General features: G+C 46.5%; 7 protein-coding genes. 6 read left to right on the top strand and 1 reads right to left on the bottom strand.

The window, feature by feature from the left end; genetic code table 11:
* The first annotated feature begins 62 nt into the window (after nucleotides 1-62).
* Nucleotides 63-1841, top strand: a complete 1779-nt coding sequence (locus F0364_RS03735) for a UvrD-helicase domain-containing protein (RefSeq protein ID WP_153796408.1) — start codon at nucleotides 63-65, stop codon at nucleotides 1839-1841.
* A 4-nt stretch (nucleotides 1842-1845) separates the two neighbouring features.
* Here the strand turns inward: F0364_RS03735 and F0364_RS03740 are convergent, their stop codons facing one another.
* On the bottom strand, nucleotides 1846-2850 hold the full coding sequence (locus F0364_RS03740; RefSeq protein ID WP_235921005.1) for a LacI family DNA-binding transcriptional regulator: 1005 nt from the start codon (nucleotides 2848-2850) through the stop codon (nucleotides 1846-1848).
* A 625-nt stretch (nucleotides 2851-3475) separates the two neighbouring features.
* Between F0364_RS03740 and F0364_RS03745 the strand changes: the two genes are divergently transcribed.
* The 5 genes from F0364_RS03745 to F0364_RS28825 form a co-directional block, all read left to right on the top strand.
* Nucleotides 3476-6820 (top strand): VCBS repeat-containing protein, encoded by a 3345-nt coding sequence (locus tag F0364_RS03745; RefSeq protein WP_207632494.1) that lies wholly within the window; start codon nucleotides 3476-3478, stop codon nucleotides 6818-6820.
* Nucleotides 6821-7273: 453 nt separating this feature from the next.
* Entirely contained in the window at nucleotides 7274-10324 is a 3051-nt protein-coding gene (locus F0364_RS03750) for a SusC/RagA family TonB-linked outer membrane protein (protein ID WP_207632495.1), read from the top strand.
* 12 nt (nucleotides 10325-10336) lie between these two features.
* Nucleotides 10337-11890 (top strand): RagB/SusD family nutrient uptake outer membrane protein, encoded by a 1554-nt coding sequence (locus tag F0364_RS03755; protein ID WP_153796411.1) that lies wholly within the window; start codon nucleotides 10337-10339, stop codon nucleotides 11888-11890.
* A 718-nt stretch (nucleotides 11891-12608) separates the two neighbouring features.
* Nucleotides 12609-14633: a tetratricopeptide repeat-containing sensor histidine kinase gene (locus F0364_RS03760; RefSeq protein ID WP_207632496.1), complete on the top strand. Its 2025-nt coding sequence runs from the start codon at nucleotides 12609-12611 to the stop codon at nucleotides 14631-14633.
* 233 nt (nucleotides 14634-14866) lie between these two features.
* Nucleotides 14867-19390, top strand: a 4524-nt coding sequence (locus F0364_RS28825) for a beta strand repeat-containing protein (RefSeq protein ID WP_207632497.1), incomplete at its 3' end; no start/stop codon positions are given.

Genomic DNA, 19390 nt, shown 5'->3' on the forward strand with positions numbered 1-19390 from the left:
CGATATTCCTTCTCTGTCACCCCAAAAATAGCTTACAGTATTATCGTATTTTTACTGGCGTCATGCAGCTTACACCGGAACAACAGTCTATTATTAATACCAACGGCAACCTGGTTATTAATGCCGTGGCTGGTAGTGGCAAAACCACTACGCTTATTGAATATGCCAAAACCCGCCCTGCCGGTAAACGCATACTTTACCTGGCTTTTAATAAAACGGTTAAGAATGAGGCCATCGAAAAATTCAGGGCTGCCGGCGTGATGAATGTTAAGGTGGAAACCGCTCATTCACTTGCTTTTGATTACGTAGTTAAATTCAGCAACTACCAGGTGGTGCAGGGTTACAAAAGTTATGAGCTTTGCGAAATACTCGATATTAAAACCGGAGACCGGCATACGGATTTTATTATTGCCAGCCATGTAAACAAGTTCATCAGCTATTTCTGTAACAGCAAAGCTGCCAAAGTGCAGGAGCTTAATTACGCGGAGGTGGTTACGGAACCAAAGGCACACAACTTTGTAAATAATTTCTATAAACAGATAGAGCAGTTTACCCGCGAAGCATTGGGCAAAATGTACAAAGGGGAAATTGCCGTAACGCATGATTTTTATTTGAAGAAATTCCAGTTAGACCAGCCTGTACTGCCTTACGATTACATACTGTTTGACGAAGGCCAGGACGCCAGCGCCGCCATGCTGGATGTTTTTTTGAACCAGCAAAATGCTGTTAAGGTAATTGTAGGCGATATGCACCAGCAGATATATGGCTGGCGCTATGCCATCAACAGTTTGCAGCAGGTTAATTTTCCCGTTTACAACTTAAGCAACAGTTTTCGCTTTGATGATGAAGTAGCTCTAGTTGCCAATAAAATACTGGCCTGGAAAAAGCTGTTAAGCCAGCCGCCAGCCGTGAAACTCACCGGCGCAGGAGAGCCGCCAGACTTGGTAAAAACAAAAGCCACGCTTGGCCGTACCAATCTTAGCCTGCTGTTAAATGCCATTGCCCAGTGGCAGCATGGCGTTATTAAAACCATACACTTTGAAGGTAATATCAACAGCTATACGTTTGCGGATGAAGGCGCATCCCTGTACGATGTGCTTAGCCTGTACAATGGCAAGCCGGATAAAATAAAAGACAAGCTGATTGCCGGCATGAAAACCATGCACGAGCTGGAGGAATACATTGAGAAAACAGAAGACAACAGCTTGGCAATGATTGTGGAAGTGGTAAAGGAATTCGGCAACCGGCTGCCTGCGCTGATTAACGACCTGAAGACCAACCATACAGCCGCAAGGGAAGATGCTGACATGATATTCAGCACCGTGCACCGCTGCAAGGGCATGGAATATGATGAGGTTACGTTGCTGAACGACTTTATCAACGAAACCAAACTGCAAAACTATATCTCGCAGATGGGTGGCGAAGACATTAGCGAAGCGGATAAAAACCGGCTGGCCGAAGAAGTAAACATACTCTACGTTGCTGCCACACGTGCCAAAGGCAGGTTGAGAATTCCGCCGGACATTAACCCGCTGCGCAATATAGAACTGGCGCAGGAACCGGCGCCCATCAGCTATGGCAAAAAGAATTACCAGCATTACAAATCTTTCGAAGATTGGGATACATACAGCAAATCAGCTTATAGTAAAAACAGCCAGGCCGGTACCATACAAAAAGCCAACTATGGCAAGCGCTGGACGGATGAAGAAGAAAAAACAGCCGCTGCGCTGTACAAAAAAGGGGTAACACTTAAAGAAATCTCAGCGGAGCTAAACCGCAGTGCCGGGGCTGTAAGAATCAAGCTCATCAACATGGGCCTCCTGGATGAAAATGTATTCTAAAAGCTTATGCGCCTCCCGTAGATGCCCTTATATTAAGTTGTGAGGTAATCACCACATTTTGTTCAGCCAGCATAAAAGAGTTCTTCTCCAGGCTCCTGAACAGTAGCTGGGCAGCACGTTCGCCCATTTCGTAGGCCGGTTGTGTTATGGTGGTAAGAGAGGGGTTTAAAAATGCCGCTGTTTCCAGGTTACAAAAGCCCACAAGTTTTATATCCGCAGGTATGGTTAACCCCAGGCGGCTGCAGGCGTTGTAAACAGGCATCGCCAGTTTTTCAACAGAAGCAATAACGCCATCCGGCCGGCTCGGGTGGTCAAGCAGTTCTTCAATGGCCTGCAGGTTGGCCGTATCGCTTCCGGGGCAAAGTATGGCATGGCCGCCGGCGGCTATACAGTAATCCTCTAACGCTTTTTTGTAGCCCGCCATACGTTCGTTGGTAATGGCCAGGTTGGGCGATGTGGCCAGGTAGGCAATTTTTGTACAGCCCCTTTCCGCCAGGTGGCTGGCGGCAACATAACCCATTTCAAAATCGTTCGTCATTACTTTGGCGGTATCCACTTCACTGCAAACCCTGTCAAACAAAACAACGGGCATGGCGTTTTCCTGCAGGGCATTAATATGCAGGTATTCGCGGGTATCTTTTGTTACAGACAATAAAACGCCATCTACCCGGCCGCTTTTAAAATCATTCAGTATGGCTTCTTCACGTAATACATCCTCGTGGGTAAGGTATATCAACACATGGTAACCCTTTGTCCGCGCCACCGATTCAATGCCGTTAATGGCCAGCGAAAAAAAACTGTCTGATATTTCGGGCACCACAACGCCTATGGTTTTGCTCTTTCTTTTACGCAGGCTGCTGGCGTAAGGGTTGGGTATATAATTAAGCCTCACCGCCATTTCATGCACCCGTCTTTTGGTCTCGGTACTTATTTCGTAGCTGTCTTTTAAGGCTTTAGAAATGGTACCAACAGATAGGTTTAGTTCCTCGGCAAGCTTCCTGATAGTCATACACTCAATGTTTATGCGGGTTCTTACGAAACCGGTTTCGTAAATAAAGTCGCTGTAAAACACTCTAAGATTACAAAAAATATGAAATTTAAGCTCCACTATTTAGCCATATACACCGCCTTTTTTAACGCAGAGGCCGGTAATGTATTGTCAAATAGGCCAATACCCGGCAAAACATACAGTTTACCGGAAGTATTCTGCCGCTGAAGCGGCAAATCAAAATAATTTTTTTGGAGACAGGGGTCCGGTATTTCAATTAAGGGTCCGTTGTGTCACTCACTTGTACTGTAGTAATTCTATTCGCCAATTGCCACAGTAGCCTGCCCCGGGCAAATAAGGGGCCCGGTTTTCATGGCGGCATTAAAGTGTGCAGGATTAACCGGTAAAAAAGCGCAATTAGTATTTCAGTATCCAATGATAAAATCAGCACCTGTGCACCACACAGGTAATCTTTGGCCGTTGTAACTAACCTTGGCAGCCACTTCGTTATGTGGTAACCACTTCAACCTCAACCTTTTAATAACTATAACTTTACCTGGCGCATGGCATGGATGCGCTAACTTGGCGGCTTCCCCAAAACAAAAGGCCGGCAATGCTTAGAAATGCAGCGAAACTGAAACTACTTATGACTTCCAGGGTTATCCCATACTTTATTGCCATGCTATGCCTTTTAAGCCAGGGCTGTAAACCAGGTGCGGAAGAAACCCGTTTTGTTGCCTTGCCAGCTTCAGCTACCGGCATTGATTTTAAAAATGAAATAAAAGAAACCCCCGACTTCAACATACTTACCTACGAGTACCTCTACAACGGCGGCGGCGTAGCCGTGGGTGATATTAATAATGATGGCCTTACCGATATAGTTTTCTCCGGCAACATGGTGGCATCCAGGCTTTACCTTAACAAAGGCAACATGGCTTTTGAAGATATATCTGCAAAAGCTGGCTTTACTGACAGGCAAAAGTGGAAAACCGGCGTGATATTGAGCGATGTAAATGGAGATGGCCTCCTGGATATTTACCTGTGTTACAGCGGCCCCACCAGCGATGCGGAACGTGCCAACCAGCTCTTCATCAATACCGGTATTAAAAACGGCATACCCTCTTTTGAGGAAAAAGCAAAGGAGTACGGGCTGGATGCGCCGGGCACATATTCTACTACCGCTTCTTTTTTTGATATGGATAATGATGGCGACCTGGACATGTTCCTGGTAAACCATGCGGATATGTTTTACAACCCCTTCTATAATACGGGTAAGCTGCGGGCTACACGCCACCCCAAATTCGGCAACCGCCTGTACCGTAATGAGGAGGGATTTTTTAAAGATATCAGCGATTCAGCCGGCATTGCGGGCAGCGGCCTCAACTTTGGTTTAAGCGTAACCACCACCGATATCAATAACGATGGCTTTACTGACATTTATGTAACCAATGATTATGATGAACGCGATTTCCTTTACCTCAATAACCATAACGGCACATTCAGGGAAGTGCTGGACAAATCTGCAGGGCACATTTCAGAATTCGCCATGGGCTCCGATGCGGCCGATTACAACAACGACCTCCGGCCCGACCTGCTGGTGCTGGACATGCTGCCCGAAGACAACCACCGTCAAAAGCTGCTGAAGGGCGCCGACACATACGATAAGTACAACACCCGGTTGCAGCACGGCTTTCACAAGCAGCAAATGCGCAATACCCTGCAGCTAAACAACGGTACCGATACCGCCGGCCAACCCATATTAAGCGAGGTGGGCCAGTTGGCGGGTATTCCTGCCACAGACTGGAGCTGGGCCCCGCTCTTTGCCGATTTTGACAATGATGGCTGGAAAGATATCTTCATCTCCAACGGCATTTACAAAGACATTACCAACCTGGATTTTGTAAAATATACATCCGGCTACAGCAACAACTTCACCGGGCAAAAAGGCGATAAAAAGCAAATGTGGCAACTGATACAGGAAATGCCTTCCACCAGGCTCAACAACTATTTTTACCGCAACAACCATAACCTTACTTTTTCCGACGTATCCAAAAGCTGGGGCTCCGGCAATAATGCCATCAGCAATGGCAGCGCTTATGCAGACCTGGATAATGACGGCAACCTGGATATCATTATCAACCGCCTTAACGATGGGCCGCTGATACTAAGAAACAATGCCCCCAAAAGCGATTCAGCCAATTACCTGAAACTGAAATTAAAAGGGGCAGCCAAAAACACCATGGGCATTGGCGCTAAAATAACCGTGCAGTCGGCACAGGGCAGCCAGTTATACGAGCAGTTTACCAGCCGTGGTTTTCAATCGTCTGTTGACCCTGTGGTGCACATAGGAACCGGTGCAGACAGTATCATACAAAGTATTACCGTGCAGTGGCCGGGTGGTAAAATCTCAAAGCTTGATAATGTAAAGGGTAACGCCATTATTACTGTTGACGAGGCCAGGGCTTTAGCAGGTACTGCAGCCCCGCAACCTGTACCAGCTTCTTTATTTAAGGATATAACCGCGGGTGCAGGAATTAATTTTGTGCATTCCTCCTCGGCTTTTGTTGATTTTAAGATATCCCCATTGCTGCCCTTCCAGCCTTCTAAAACGGGGCCGGCACTTGCTGCCGGAGATGTTAATGGCGATGGGTTGGAAGATGTATTTATCGGGGCCTCTGCCCGACAGGATGCCATACTCTATTTACAAACCAGGGAGGGTAAGTTTATTCCTGCTGCAAACCAGCCCTGGAATTCGGACAAGAGCATTACTATTACAGATGTGCTTTTCTTTGATGCGGATAAGGATGGGGATAATGACCTGTACCTGGTTAGCGGTGGTGCGGATTATTACCTGCACGCCAAAAATTACCAGGACAAGATTTTTGTAAACGATGGCAAAGGCGTTTTTACCTGGGCTAGAAACGCACTGCCCGCTGAAACCGAAAGCGGCAGTTGTGCCCGTGCAGCAGATATGAACAATGATGGCCTGCCCGACCTTTTTGTAGGCAGTAAACTGATGCCGGGCCGTTTCCCGGAAAAGCCCCTTAGCTTATTGCTTACCAACAAAAGCAGTAAAGACAACCTGCTGTTTGAAAAAGATGTACAGCAAAAAGATACGACGTTATCAGGCGCCGGCCTTGTTACAGATGCATTGTGGTTAGACTTGAACAAAGACGGTTGGAAAGACCTTATTGTCACCGGCCTTTTTATGCCCATCACGGTTTTTGAAAACAACAAGGGTATGTTATTTAACAAAACAAAAGAATACGGCCTGGCCGATACCGAAGGCTGGTGGTGCCGTATTGCCGCCGCCGATTTTGATAAAGACGGCGACAGCGACCTGGTTATTGGAAATATGGGCATTAACACCCAGTTCAAAGCATCTGTTGCGGAGCCCCTTAGTGTTACTTATGCCGATTTTAACGGCGATGGCGTGCTGGACCCCGTGCTGGCCTATTACAACCAGGGCCGCAGCTACCCCTATTTTTCCCGGGATGAAGTGATGGAGCAAATGCCCGTGCTGCAAAAAAAGTTCGGCAGGTATAAAGATTATGCGGATGCGCAATTGGCAGATATGTTTCCGGCCGAAAAGCTGGACAAAGCATCCCAGGCAATCGTTAAGACATTGTATTCTGTTTACCTGGTGAAACAGGGCGGTAAGTTTGAGATAAAGCATTTGCCCATGGAAGCGCAGGTAAGCATGGCGAATGGGCTTTGCCCCACAGATATAGATGGCGATGGCAATACCGACCTGTTGGTGGCAGGCAACTTTTACCCAATGCGTGTGCAGCTCGGCCCCATGGATGCATCCATTGGCGTATTGCTTAAAGGGGATGGTAAAGGCGGGTTTATACCACAGCCGTATAAATCAACAGGATTATATATGCCCGGCGATGTAAGAGATGTAAAGATGCTGTCGGCAGCAAAAGGCAAACTTTTCATAACCGCCCGGGCCGGGGATGCAGTGCAGGTGGTAAGAAGTGAACAGTAGAAGGCGTTGTTTGATGTTCGGTTGTTCAAGGTTCAAGGTTTAATGTTGGGTTGTTCAATGCTGAGTCAGTGTCTTTTAGTTAAGTATGTCAGCCTGAGCCTGTCGAAGGCGGATGCGTAAAAAGTAACGGACGTAAAACGGTTTCGACAATGCCTCGATAAACTCAGCACGACAATACTTAACCTGACATTGGGTTTTTCCTCCCTGGTGCGTGTCTTCACGCACTGCTCCCCTTGGTGCGTGTCTTCACGCACCAGCGATAAACGGGTCTGAAAAGATGCCCATTGAACAGAACGATGAAGTGATTGCGACGCAACGAAGATGCCACAGGGCTTTGTAGCCGGTACCCTAAAGAAACGGTTAACCATGTTAGTAAGTTTATGCATATATCAAAAAAACAACCATTATGCTTCGTGTAACCACTTTGAAAAAACTCGAAAAAAAGCAACGCTTATGAAAAAGAAAAAAGGATTGTTGCTTATGCTAAGCCTGCTTTTTGCGTGTGCCATGTATGCGCAAAAAACAGTAACAGGTACGGTGTCTGATTCAACAGGCGCCAAACTGCAGGGCGTAAGTATTTATGTGGCCGGTACGTCAACCGGCACCGCCTCTGGCCTGGATGGAACGTTTAGCCTCTCTGTACCTTCCGGCGCCACCAGGCTTGAATTTTCGCTGGTAGGCTTTCAGACAAAAACCGTTGACATCAGCTCCGGTACCAGCTTTGATGTAACACTGTCTGCCGCTGCCGGCGCATTAACAGATGTGGTGGTGGTAGGTTATGGTACGCAGCGCAAACGCGATGTTACCGGCACCATCAGCAGTGTTAAGGGCGATGACTTTAAGAACCTGCCCGTTTCCAATGCCGCACAGGCATTGCAGGGCCGTGCGGCAGGTGTAAACATTGTACGTTCCGATGGCTCGCCGGGCTCTGTGCCCACCATCCGCATCCGCGGTACGGGTACCATCAACAGCGCCGACCCGCTGGTGGTAATTGACGGTGTACCCGCCGGCAGCCTTAACGATGTAAACCCCAACGACATTGCCTCCATCGAAGTATTGAAAGATGCCTCCTCATCGGCCATCTATGGTACCCGCGCTGCCAACGGTGTAGTGCTGGTAACCACCAAAAAGGGCAATTTTGGCGAGCAGTTAAAAGTATCGCTGAATGGCTATACCGGCAGCTCTAAAGCTATCAAATACCTGGATGTACTTACCGCGCCGGATTTGGCAACGCTGAAGAAAGAAGCGTTTACCAACGACGGGCTGCTGGTATCCGGAATATGGAACGACCCTAACTATGCCACCCAGCGTACAGACTGGCAGCGTGCATTAATAGGTACCGGTAAAACAAAGAATGTTGATTTTGCGGTAAGGGGCGGCAACGAAAAATCTACCTACAGTTTTTCGGGCAACTACTACGATGAAAAAGGCATGATTGTAAATACCTATTTTAAACGCTACAGTGCCCGTATTAACAGCGAGCACAAGTTTTTGAAAATATTTAAGCTGGGCGAAAACTTCCTGTATTCAACCACCAACGGAAACAGTACAGATACACGGTCCACACAAACCGGTACGGTATGGAGTGCGCTGCGGTTTAACCCGGCCATACCCGTGTATAACGAAGATGGCTCCTGGGGTACATCCAAAGCGGACAATGAGCTGGGCGATATTAACAATCCGGTGTTTACCGCCGCCAGTCCGGATGTAAGAAACCGCACCAATAACCTGCTTACCAATGCTTACCTGCAGGTGGATATTGTAAAAGGCCTTTCGGTAAAAGCCAATATCGGCTACAGCAGCAGCACGTTCAGGGGCTACACTTTTAACCCCGCAGAGCCTAACCAAACACGTTCTATACCGCTGGCATCATTAAGCCAGGGACAGAATGAATCAAGCTCGCTGCTGGAAGAATATACGCTTACCTACAGCAATGTATTTGCAAAAAGCCATAGTGTAAACTTTACCGGCGGTTACTCAGCCCAGAATTTTGAAGGCAGCTACTTTAATGCCTGGAGAAACGGGTACGATGACCCATCTGACCCGTTGCGCAACCTTAACAACGGTAACCCCGCTTACCAGTTCAACAATGGCAGCAGAAATATTAAATCAGGCCTGGCCTCTTACTTTGGCCGTTTAAACTATGGGTATAAAAACAGGTACCTGCTTACGGTAACCATGCGTGCAGACGGCTCTTCCAAATTTCCCAAAAACAAGCAATGGGGTTATTTCCCGGCCTTTTCTGCCGGCTGGCGCATATCTGATGAAGATTTCTTCAAAAACAGTGTAAGCTTTATCAACGAGTTAAAGCTTAGCGGCGGCTGGGGCCAGTTGGGCAACCAGGCCGTGCCAGATTTGCAATACCTGGCCATTTTGGGCACAGGGCTTAACTACAATTTTGGCAACTCCCCGGCACAGGGCGCTGGCGTTATAAGCCTTTCTAACCCGGCCATTACCTGGGAACGTGCGGAAATGACGAATATAAGCCTTGAATTTGCTTTGCTGCAGAACAGGTTAACAGGTACGCTTACCTGGTTTAACAAGAATACCAAAGATATGCTGATACCTTATTCCATCGTGGAAACCTATGGTATTGCCGGCATACCCAACCAGAACATTGGTACACTTAACAACAAGGGCATAGAAGCAGAGTTGAATTACCAGAACAGGGTAGGTGAGTTTACTTACTCTATTGGCGCCAATGCTTCTTTTATCAAGAATAAGGTTACGTTGCTGTACGGTGACGAGAAGAATTACATCGGTTCTGCCATATACGGCCGCCAGTTGCTGGAAACCTCCCGCACGTACGAAGGTCAGCCTATCTCTTCTTTCTACGGCTTTAAAACCAATGGCCTCTACCAGAACCAGAAAGAAATTGATGACGATGCCAACATTGCCAACGATGGCAACAAGGCCAACATAAAACCCGGCGACGTAAGGTTTGTTGACCAGAACGGAGACGGCGTTATCAACGACCAGGACAGGGTGTACCTGGGTAACCCCAACCCTAAAGTGGTATATGGCATAAATGGCAGCGCCGGTTTTAAACATTTTGACCTTAGCTTTTCCTTTGCCGGCGTTAGTGGTGTAAGCCTTTACAATGCCGACCGTGTAGCCGGGTTGGACGCTACAGGCGTGTTTAACTGGTACGAAGAGCAGCTTAACAGGTGGCATGGCGAAGGTACCAGCAATACAGTGCCCCGCCTTACCAGGAGAAACCCCAACAACAACTACCGCTCATCAGACATGTGGATTGAAGACGGCAGTTACCTGGCGCTAAAGAACATTACACTGGGCTATACCTTCTCTAATCTTAAAGTATCAGGTTTCCAGTTGCCCCAGGCAAGAATTTATGTAAGCTGCTTTAATGCCTTTTACCTAACCGGCTACAATGGTTTTACACCAGAGCTGGGTTATACAGATGGCAACAGGCAACGCGGCGTGGATGTGGCGCAATATCCTTCTGCAAGAACGTTTACTGTAGGCGCATCCCTTAATTTTTAAAACAAAGCAATTATGAAACCTAAATATTATTTACCGTTAGCCGCAGGTATCATCAGTGTTGCTGTAATAATGGCCGGTTGCGTAAAACAACCACTGGATACAGCGCCTGTAGGCAACTATACAACACAAAACTTTTGGCGGGACCAAACGGATGTGCTCGCTGGTATCGCCGGTATTTACAACATCATGTTCCAGGAAGATGGTGTGGGCCATGGCAACTATGTTTTTGAAGACCAGAGCGATGATATTTCCGTTGATGGCGACCACGCCGATTACTGGCGCATAGAAAGCTTTAACCCGCTGGCATCAGACTACCAGATACGCACTACCTGGATATTTGCTTACGAGCAGATAGCCCGTGCCAATAACGCCATTATCTATGTGCCGCAGGTACCGGTAATGGATGAGGCCATCCGCAACCGCTCATTGGGCGAAGCTTATTTTTTAAGGGCGCATGCTTACTACACTTTGCAGACCATCTATGGCGAAGTACCGTTGATACTGGAAGAAAATGTATTAAACGGCGAGTACAACCAGCCCAAGAAAACCGAAGAAGAAGTTAGGGTTCAGATTGAAGCTGACCTGCTGAAAGCCGCCGACCTGCTGCCCGAAACCTACGGTGGTGAAGACAAAGGCCGTGTACACAAAGGCGCTGCCTGGGCGCTGCTTACCAAACTGTACATGACCTGGGAAAAGCTGGATAAAGCGCAGGAATACGGTCAAAAAGTTATCACCAATGCCAACTATGCGCTGGCGCCGGAATATTCCGACAACTTTATTGTAGACAAACAGATCAACAACTCCGAAATTCTCTTCGGCATCTGGAGTAAAGATGGCTTCGGTTCCGCTGTAGCCAATATTTATTTTACCAACCGTGCCTGGGGCGGTTGGGGCTTCCACCATCCCACGCAAAATTTTGTGGATGCGTTCGAGGCCGGCGATACCAAACGCAAAGAAGCCACAGTTTTGGCCGTGGGCGATTCAATTCCTAACCAAAACCAAATGATAGAAATATCAGACAAAGACGCTTACCAGATGTTTGCAGGCAAAGAAGGCCAGCTAACCGGCCGCATGCTGCCCAGCCAGTCACCCACCGGTTATTCCATACGCAAATACACAGGCTTTAAAGCAGATGGCAGCGGGTTGGATTTTAGCATTAAACAACCTCTGCTGCGCACCGCGGATATTTACCTGCTTGTAGCAGAGGCCAAGATAAGAACAAGCGGCCCCGGCGCCGGCGATGCAGAGATAAACGTTGTACGCAAAAGGGCCGGCCTCGGCGAAATTTCCGGCGCTACTTTTACTGACCTGGTGCATGAGCGCCGCGTAGAGCTGGGTGGCGAAAATGTACGCCATTTCGATTTGCTGCGCTGGGATAAAAAGCAGTTGGTTAACCTGGATACTATCGTTAACAAACCCAAAGCGGCTTCTCCTTTACAGCCTTACAACGGTACGGTAATAGTTCCGGCACGTACGTTTACACGCCCCAAAAATTATTACCAGCCCATACCACAGTCTATCGTAGACCAAAGCAAGGGCATCATAACACAAAACCCCAACTATTAATACCCCCCATGTTAGCAGTTAACAGCAGCAGGCCCCGGTAACGGGGCTTTGCTGTTTTAAAAAGCTTTACGCGTACATCCCATCTAACGTAAGTAAGCCCTTCCTAACAAGACATCACTTCACATTTACATCGTACATCCCACACCTAACATCTTACATACATAAGTACTTCGTACTTCTAACTTCGTACTTGCTTTTGGGGGTGTCCCCAAGCTGCGCAAGGGGCCGGGCTTTCCGCTCATACTCCGGCACAAGGCCCTGCTGCGATGGCTTCACCGGGGTAACCGCTTCAATCCCTCACCCGGTAGTGCAGCACGTTGTCTTTTCCGTAAGCTGGTTTTTCAGGACATGGAACATATAATCCCCATCCTTGGTTACATCATAAGTCCACATATTGCAGGTAAGCGTAGGTCTAACGGCGGTGTCGGCGGTAACCTTACCTTCCGGTTATGTAAACACAGGTGAGAAGCTGGGTACTGGTACCGGCAGCGATGGAACGCCAATAGTATCTTATCGTTAGGCATGGTAAGCCTTTCAACCAACAATGTCAATTTGGCATTATGCAACCCTGCTATATTTATGTACACAAGAAAACGTTGGATTTAATACGCTTGCAAAGGCTGTTATTTTTAACTTAGCATACATAGCCACTTACATGCGATAGTTTTTGGCTCAATTGTGAATGTGTATAATGTTTTTAAAAATCCATAGAATTGCCTTGACGAACTTGCCATTTGTGGCCATTGTGGCTTTTTTATTGACGATAAGTTCATGCAGAAGCCCTCAAAAAGAGGAGAACCCACAATATTTTGACCTCGTATTCAACAGCTTCGACTCTTCAAATAACATTGAAGCCGTAACAAAGCTTGATGCTGAGTTCAATGCTTTTCCGCAACCAGGTGTTATTGATAAAGCAAAAAAATATATTCATAAATCGCTTTTTTATCTTCAGCGAAGAACACATTACCAAGAAGCTCTAACATGTACAGACAGCCTCGTTAAGTTACTTGAAAAACGGAAGGATGAACCTTTATTAACACCTTTGTTTGCCAGAGCATTCTTCCTAAAAGGGGATGCCTATTTTGGTATGCTCAATTATGACAAAGCCTTCGAGAATTTCGTGACCGGTAAAAACGTTCTGTCAAAAAGCAGGCAAAATAACTGTAACGCTTTTGAATATACAGCCAGGATTGCAAGCCTCTTGTTTACACAGGGAAAATTTTTGCAGGCAGTTCCTTATTACAAACAGGTCTGTAGTGAACTACTGTATTGCTGGAAGCCAACATTTGAGCAGTTTGCGGAATTACAGGGTAATCTTGATAACGTAGGCATCGCTTACTCCAAAGCAGGATTATATGATAGTGCAATACATTATTTCGATTCTGCACTTACATGCATCAGGGACAATAAAAAATACTTTCCCGCCAATAGCGCCTTTATGAAATTGGCAAAAGCCGTTATCTACAGCAACAAAGCCGAAGTGCTTGGTAAGCAGAAAAAAATAAATAAAGCCGAAAAACTGTTTATTGAAAGCAGCCTGGTTACCTATGCACAGGACAAATTTTACACCTTAAGCACATTAACCGGGTTAGGCAACATTTACATACAAAATAATCAGTTCAGGAAGGCTGATTCTTTGCTGAGAAAAATATCTCCTATGGTTGACAGCTTTCCTTTAACAAGTGCTGCCATGGCCTATTACAAGACCAGGACTGATTATTATACGAGTGTTAAAGACACTGCCAATGCTTTTATAACGATGTTGAAATTTAACGCTGTTAAGGATACGGTAGAGAACAGAAAAAGGCAGTTCAGGGATATGAATGTTAAAAGTGAATTTGAAGCGAGTGAACAAAAAGTACTTAACAATATTTTGCAGAAAGATAACCAGATAAAAACAACGTACCTGGTTATTTCAGTAACTATTGGTGCGCTGGGTTTTATTATTTTAATGCTGGTTTTACAAAATCTAAAAAAGAAAGCCAGCCACGTAAAACAGTTGATGATCCTTAATACCAAAGTAAGGCAGAGTAACGAAGATCTTCAAAAGGCATTTATTTCACTGGAAGAGAGCCACAAAGAAAACAACCGCATTACGAGGCTTGTTGCACATGATCTCCGCAACCCAATAAGCGCCATAAATAACCTTGCTTATGCAATTCTTAAGAAAGATGTGCCGGAAGCAATTAAAGAGTCGCTTGAATTTATCAGGGAAGCCTGCATCAATTCTATGAGTCTTATTAAAGACATCCTAGACCAGGAAAAGAAAGCGCAAAAAATGCAGGCTGAGCTTACAGATATGGAGAAACTGCTTGAGTACTGTGTGGAAATGTTGCAGCACAAAGCAAATGAAAAGAAACAACTTTTGAAGCTTGAAGCAGACAGCATAATGCTGCGGATAAATGCTCAAAAAATCTGGCGGGTTATCAGCAACATTGTTAACAATGCCATCAAATTCAGCCCGGAAAATACAGTTATTAATGTGCAGCTTAAGAAAAAGAATCAATCCTCTGTAGTTTTGTCCGTTCACGATAACGGCATTGGCATACCGGCCCATCTGCGTGACAAAATTTTTACGCTGGACCCCGAAAACCGGAGGGCGGGCACTGCCGGCGAAGAATCTCATGGGCTGGGGCTTTCCATTGCAAAAAAAATTGTGGAAGAGCATAAGGGCCGTATATGGGTTGAAAGTAGCGATGGCAAGGGCGCGGTTTTTTTTGTTGAGTTACCATACAATAACTAAAAATAAGCCATCCACGTAACTTCATTCACGCCGTCATTAAAAATTGCTTAACGAAGTAATAATACACCCGTCGCTTTTTGTATTTTGAAGCACTTAAAATGTAATTTAGTTTTCCAAAAAATTCTGTGCCAAACTTGCTCCTTTAGGTTTTTTGAGAGTGAATCACCTATTCTTCACTTATGTTGATGCTTGCATTAACAGAACTAAAGTTGTATTGATTCAATTTTATTTTTATGAAAACGAACAAATCCTTCAATACTCCTGTAAAAAAAGTCTTTTTTCTTTTGTTCGTTTTATTTGCCTGCTTACAGGTAATGGCCACTACTTATACTGTCAATTCAATAAGCGATGCCAATACCGGCTCAGGTACAAGCGGTACTTTGCGGTATTGTATTACCCAGGCAAATGCAAATACATCGGTACCACATGCCATTAACTTTAATATTTCCGGTAGCGGCCTGCAAACTATTACGCTGGGCTCCGCATTGCCTGTCATTACAAGGCAGGTAACTATTAATGGTTATACCCAGCCCGGGGCTTCGCAGGGTACTATCTCCGCCAGAACATTAACGCTTAGAATTGTAACAACCAGCAGTATTGCTGACATTTTCGATATACAAGCCAGCAATACGGTGATCTGTGGTATCTCTTTTTCTATATTTGGTAATGGAAACCTGATTGCTTCAGGCGCTGCACAGGGAGCAACCGTAAGCGGCCTGCATTTTTGGGGCAATTACGTTAATACTGCGGCGGATGGTAATTCTACAACCGGCAGCGGCTATGCATTTGCCTGCTATGGCAAAACAACTGCCGGCGGTGTTTCCAATTTGCAAAGCTGGATTATTGGAACGAATGGCGATGGTACCAATGATGCCAATGAAGGCAACCTTATTTCACATCCTACCCAGGCTTCCGGCTATGGCAATGTAGAGCCGCTGCGGTTTTTCTTTGCCGATAATTTTATTATTGCCGGAAATATTTTCGGGTTACAAAAAGATGGCGTAACGCCCTTGCAGACATTTGCTGCTTCCGGAGCCCTAAATTATGGTATATCCATTTCGGATTGCATAGGATTTAGAATTGGCACAGATGGAAATAACACTTCTGATGCACTGGAGAGAAATGTGCTTACAGGTATGCGTTCTTCCGCGATTGTTATTTTCGGTAATGTATCCGGGGGCACTTTTTATAATGACGGCCTTACCACTGATGTTAACCGCGCCAACGGCAATCATAGCATAGCGGGTAATTATATAGGCACCGATATAACAGGCATTGCTACAGGTGCTGATTTAAAAAATGGGACAGGCATAGCGCTCAGGGGCACTACTTATAACAGCATTGGCTCTGCTACCAATGCGGCTATGGTGAATGTTATTGTAAACAGCAATTCGCATGGAATAACTATAACAGGTGAAAAATTTTATTCCACGAGCCCCTATCCTGCCATTTACAATACAATTGCGGGGAATTATATAGGCATTTTATCAAATGGAACTACTGCCTCAGGTAACGGTGGTACCGGTGTTTACATCAATACAGGAAATAACCTGTCTTCGGGGGAAATTTCTGCTACCAATAACACTATAAGTAAAAATATCATTGCCAATAATGCGTCCCGGGGGATAAATGTAAGGCCTTCAACCAGCGGCTCCCTTGTTTATGATAATACAATTACCCAAAATTCAATTTATGCCAATGCAGGCCTGGGTATTAATATTGGTTCATCTTCGGGCGATATAGCTGTAACCCCTAATGACGGTGCCCTCAGCACGCCCGGCAGTGCTAATGCCAACCGGCTGATGGATTATGGAATAGTTACCGGCGCTGCCCTGGCAGGCACTAATCTTTTGGTTAAAGGGTACATTGGTAACAACTCCGCCGGAAATACAACCTTTGCCAATGCAGTGGTAGAATTTTTTATAGCCGATAACAGCCCGGCTGATCAAAATGGCGCTATCATTAGTGGTGATGGGTTAAGTGTTGCACATGGCGAAGGCAAAACCTACCTGGGCTCTTTAACGGCAGATGCCAACGGTCTTTTTTCAGGCACCTTAAATGTATCGGGTAAAGGAGTGGTAGCCGGTACTACACAAATTACCAATACAGCAACAGAATATACAGCCACAGGCAGTACCAGTGAGTTCAGCAATAACACAACTGTTACCGAGGCGGGATATATTTATGTGCATAAGAAGACCCTTGATGAATCCTCCAGCACGGATTTTGCCTTTTCTGTTTCAGGCGGCTCTACAACAGTACCCAATTTCAGCCTGAACGATAACCCCACGCAGGTAACCTTACGGGATATAGGCAGCTCCCAAAACGGCCGGCTGTGGGCCGTGAGCAGCAACAATATTTTGTATTACCGTGATATGGGCAGCGCCACATGGACAGTTACCAGCATTACCAATGCGGTTAATGTGGATGGTGGTGCAAATAGTATATGTTATGTGCAAACTACGGGTGGCGGACTAATTTCTTTTGATGGTACCACCAGTACAACCCTGTATACGGGTACTACAGTAGCTGATGTTGCCAGCACCTGGGATAACCGTCCTTATATCATTGCGAACGGTTACAGCCTTTACCGGTACAGCGGTAGCGGCAGTGGCACAGCCGGCAGCGCTGCATGGCCGCAGGTAGGCACCAGTAACGATAACCTTTATTTAGATGCCGACCCCTCAACCGGTAATGTCGTTGTGTCAAAAACCACTTATAATGTTTCGGTTATTACCAGTGCGGGGGTGGAAACCAGCTTGGGCCGGCCATCCGGAGCCGCAGCATCTGTTTCCGCCGGCGATGTGGGGGTTGATGCAAGCGGTAATATTTATGCAATCTATGCTAATACAGCTAATGTGGGTTATGTATTTAAATGGACAGGCGGCACCACCTGGTCTGCAGCAGAAGCAACTTCCAGGAGCGCCGGTGCCCTCACAGGCGGTACCGGTAAGCAGGTATGGATGGTGATGAGCGGGAGCGTTGCCCCCTTTGGAAATATCTTCAGCCGTTCATCAGATGGCGCCACCACCTGGTGGATAGATGATGAGCGGGTGCGCACCAGCCCCACCAACAGCAACTCGGAAATGGTAGCTGTGGTACCCGGTACTTATACTATTACTGAAACAGTACCGGCCAACTGGGATTTACAAAGTATCACCCTGTACGATCCCAGCTCAAACTCAAGCAATAACGTGGTGGGTAATACTGCCACCCTCACCGTATCCACCGGTGAAACCGTACATGCTGTTTTTACCAATGGTGCGGTAAATCCCTTTACCATGACCAACAGTTGCGCAAACGCTTATACGGATGATTTTGGCAGCGGCACGGCTGGCAGCTACGGGTCTGCTTTAACAGGACAGACCTCCTACCATTATATGAATACCTCCACTGCCACAAGGGAAGGCTATTATAAAATATCCGGGAACGCGAATGTTTTGTTTGGAGGTGCCGCTAGTTTAAATGACCATACCAGCGGCAACGGTACAGGTTATATGATGATTGTAGATGCAGGATATGACCTGAATGACTTCTTCCGCCGCCGGTTTAACGGGCTGGTGATTGGCGCAACCTACAACTTTTCCGCCTGGATAGCCAATATCAATACCGGCGGGTCCATTAAGCCAAATGTCACTTTTAAAGTAGTGGATCCTACCAATTACAATACCCTTGCAACCAATACCACGGGAAATATTACCACATCAGGCTGGCAGCAATACACTTTATCCTTTACCGCCACAGCCACATCAATAGACCTCATATTATCCAATAACGCCATCGGCGGCAGCGGTAATGACCTTGCACTGGATGATATCAGTTTCTCACTCGTACCTCCACAAACAACCATAACCACAACCATTACCAATAATGGCAGTGGTGGCTGCTATACCAGCGGCAACATACAGGTAACCAACCCTGTTGGCTCATCATACGAGTACAGCCTTGATGGTACCAGCTACCAAAGCTCTGTAAACTTTAATACCCTCAGCCCCGCTTTTTATACCGTGTATGCCAGGTTTGTGGGCACAACGGGCTGCGTTATAACCAAACCTGATACCATAAGGGCCTATGTGTGCGGCAATGTATATGATGATGCCAATGGTTTAAAAGATCTGCCAACAGGAATAGTGAATGGTACAGGCACCAATGCAGGCGGTGTGCTTAAAGCAGTGCTGTACGACAACACAGCAGGCAAGGTATCAGCCATAACCACGGTGGCTTCAGATGGTACTTACAGCCTGGGGGCTTTACCGGGGTATAACAGTACAGTGTACCTTACCAACAGTACGGCAACACTATGGCAAACAGCAATTCCTGCAGCTTCTTTACCTGCTGGTTGGGCTAACACCGGCGAAAATATTGGCCCTGGTGCAGGTAATGATGGCACCGTCAACGGCATTTTACCGCTGGGAGCCGTAAGTACTACGGTTACCAGCGCCAACTTCGGCATAGACCAAAAACCCTCTGCCACAAGCTTTAATTACACTTTAGACCCCGTTCCTACCCGTGGCGGCACATATCCCATAGATGGCAGCTACAGGAACATGTTTCCGCTTGATGGCGACGACCCCGAGCAGGGCAGCATGGGAACGGGGGCTACTTTTGTTATTACCGGCCTGGGCAATATGGATGGCAACATACTTTCTTACAACGGGGTGCAGATTAGCGGCCCTGCCACCATAGCCAATTATAACCCGGCATTGTTAACCATCACGTTCAACCAAAGCGGCAACAGTGGATTTGCATTTAATTAC

The sequence above is a fragment of the Foetidibacter luteolus genome (assembly GCF_009650435.1).
Lineage (GTDB): Bacteria > Bacteroidota > Bacteroidia > Chitinophagales > Chitinophagaceae > Foetidibacter > Foetidibacter luteolus.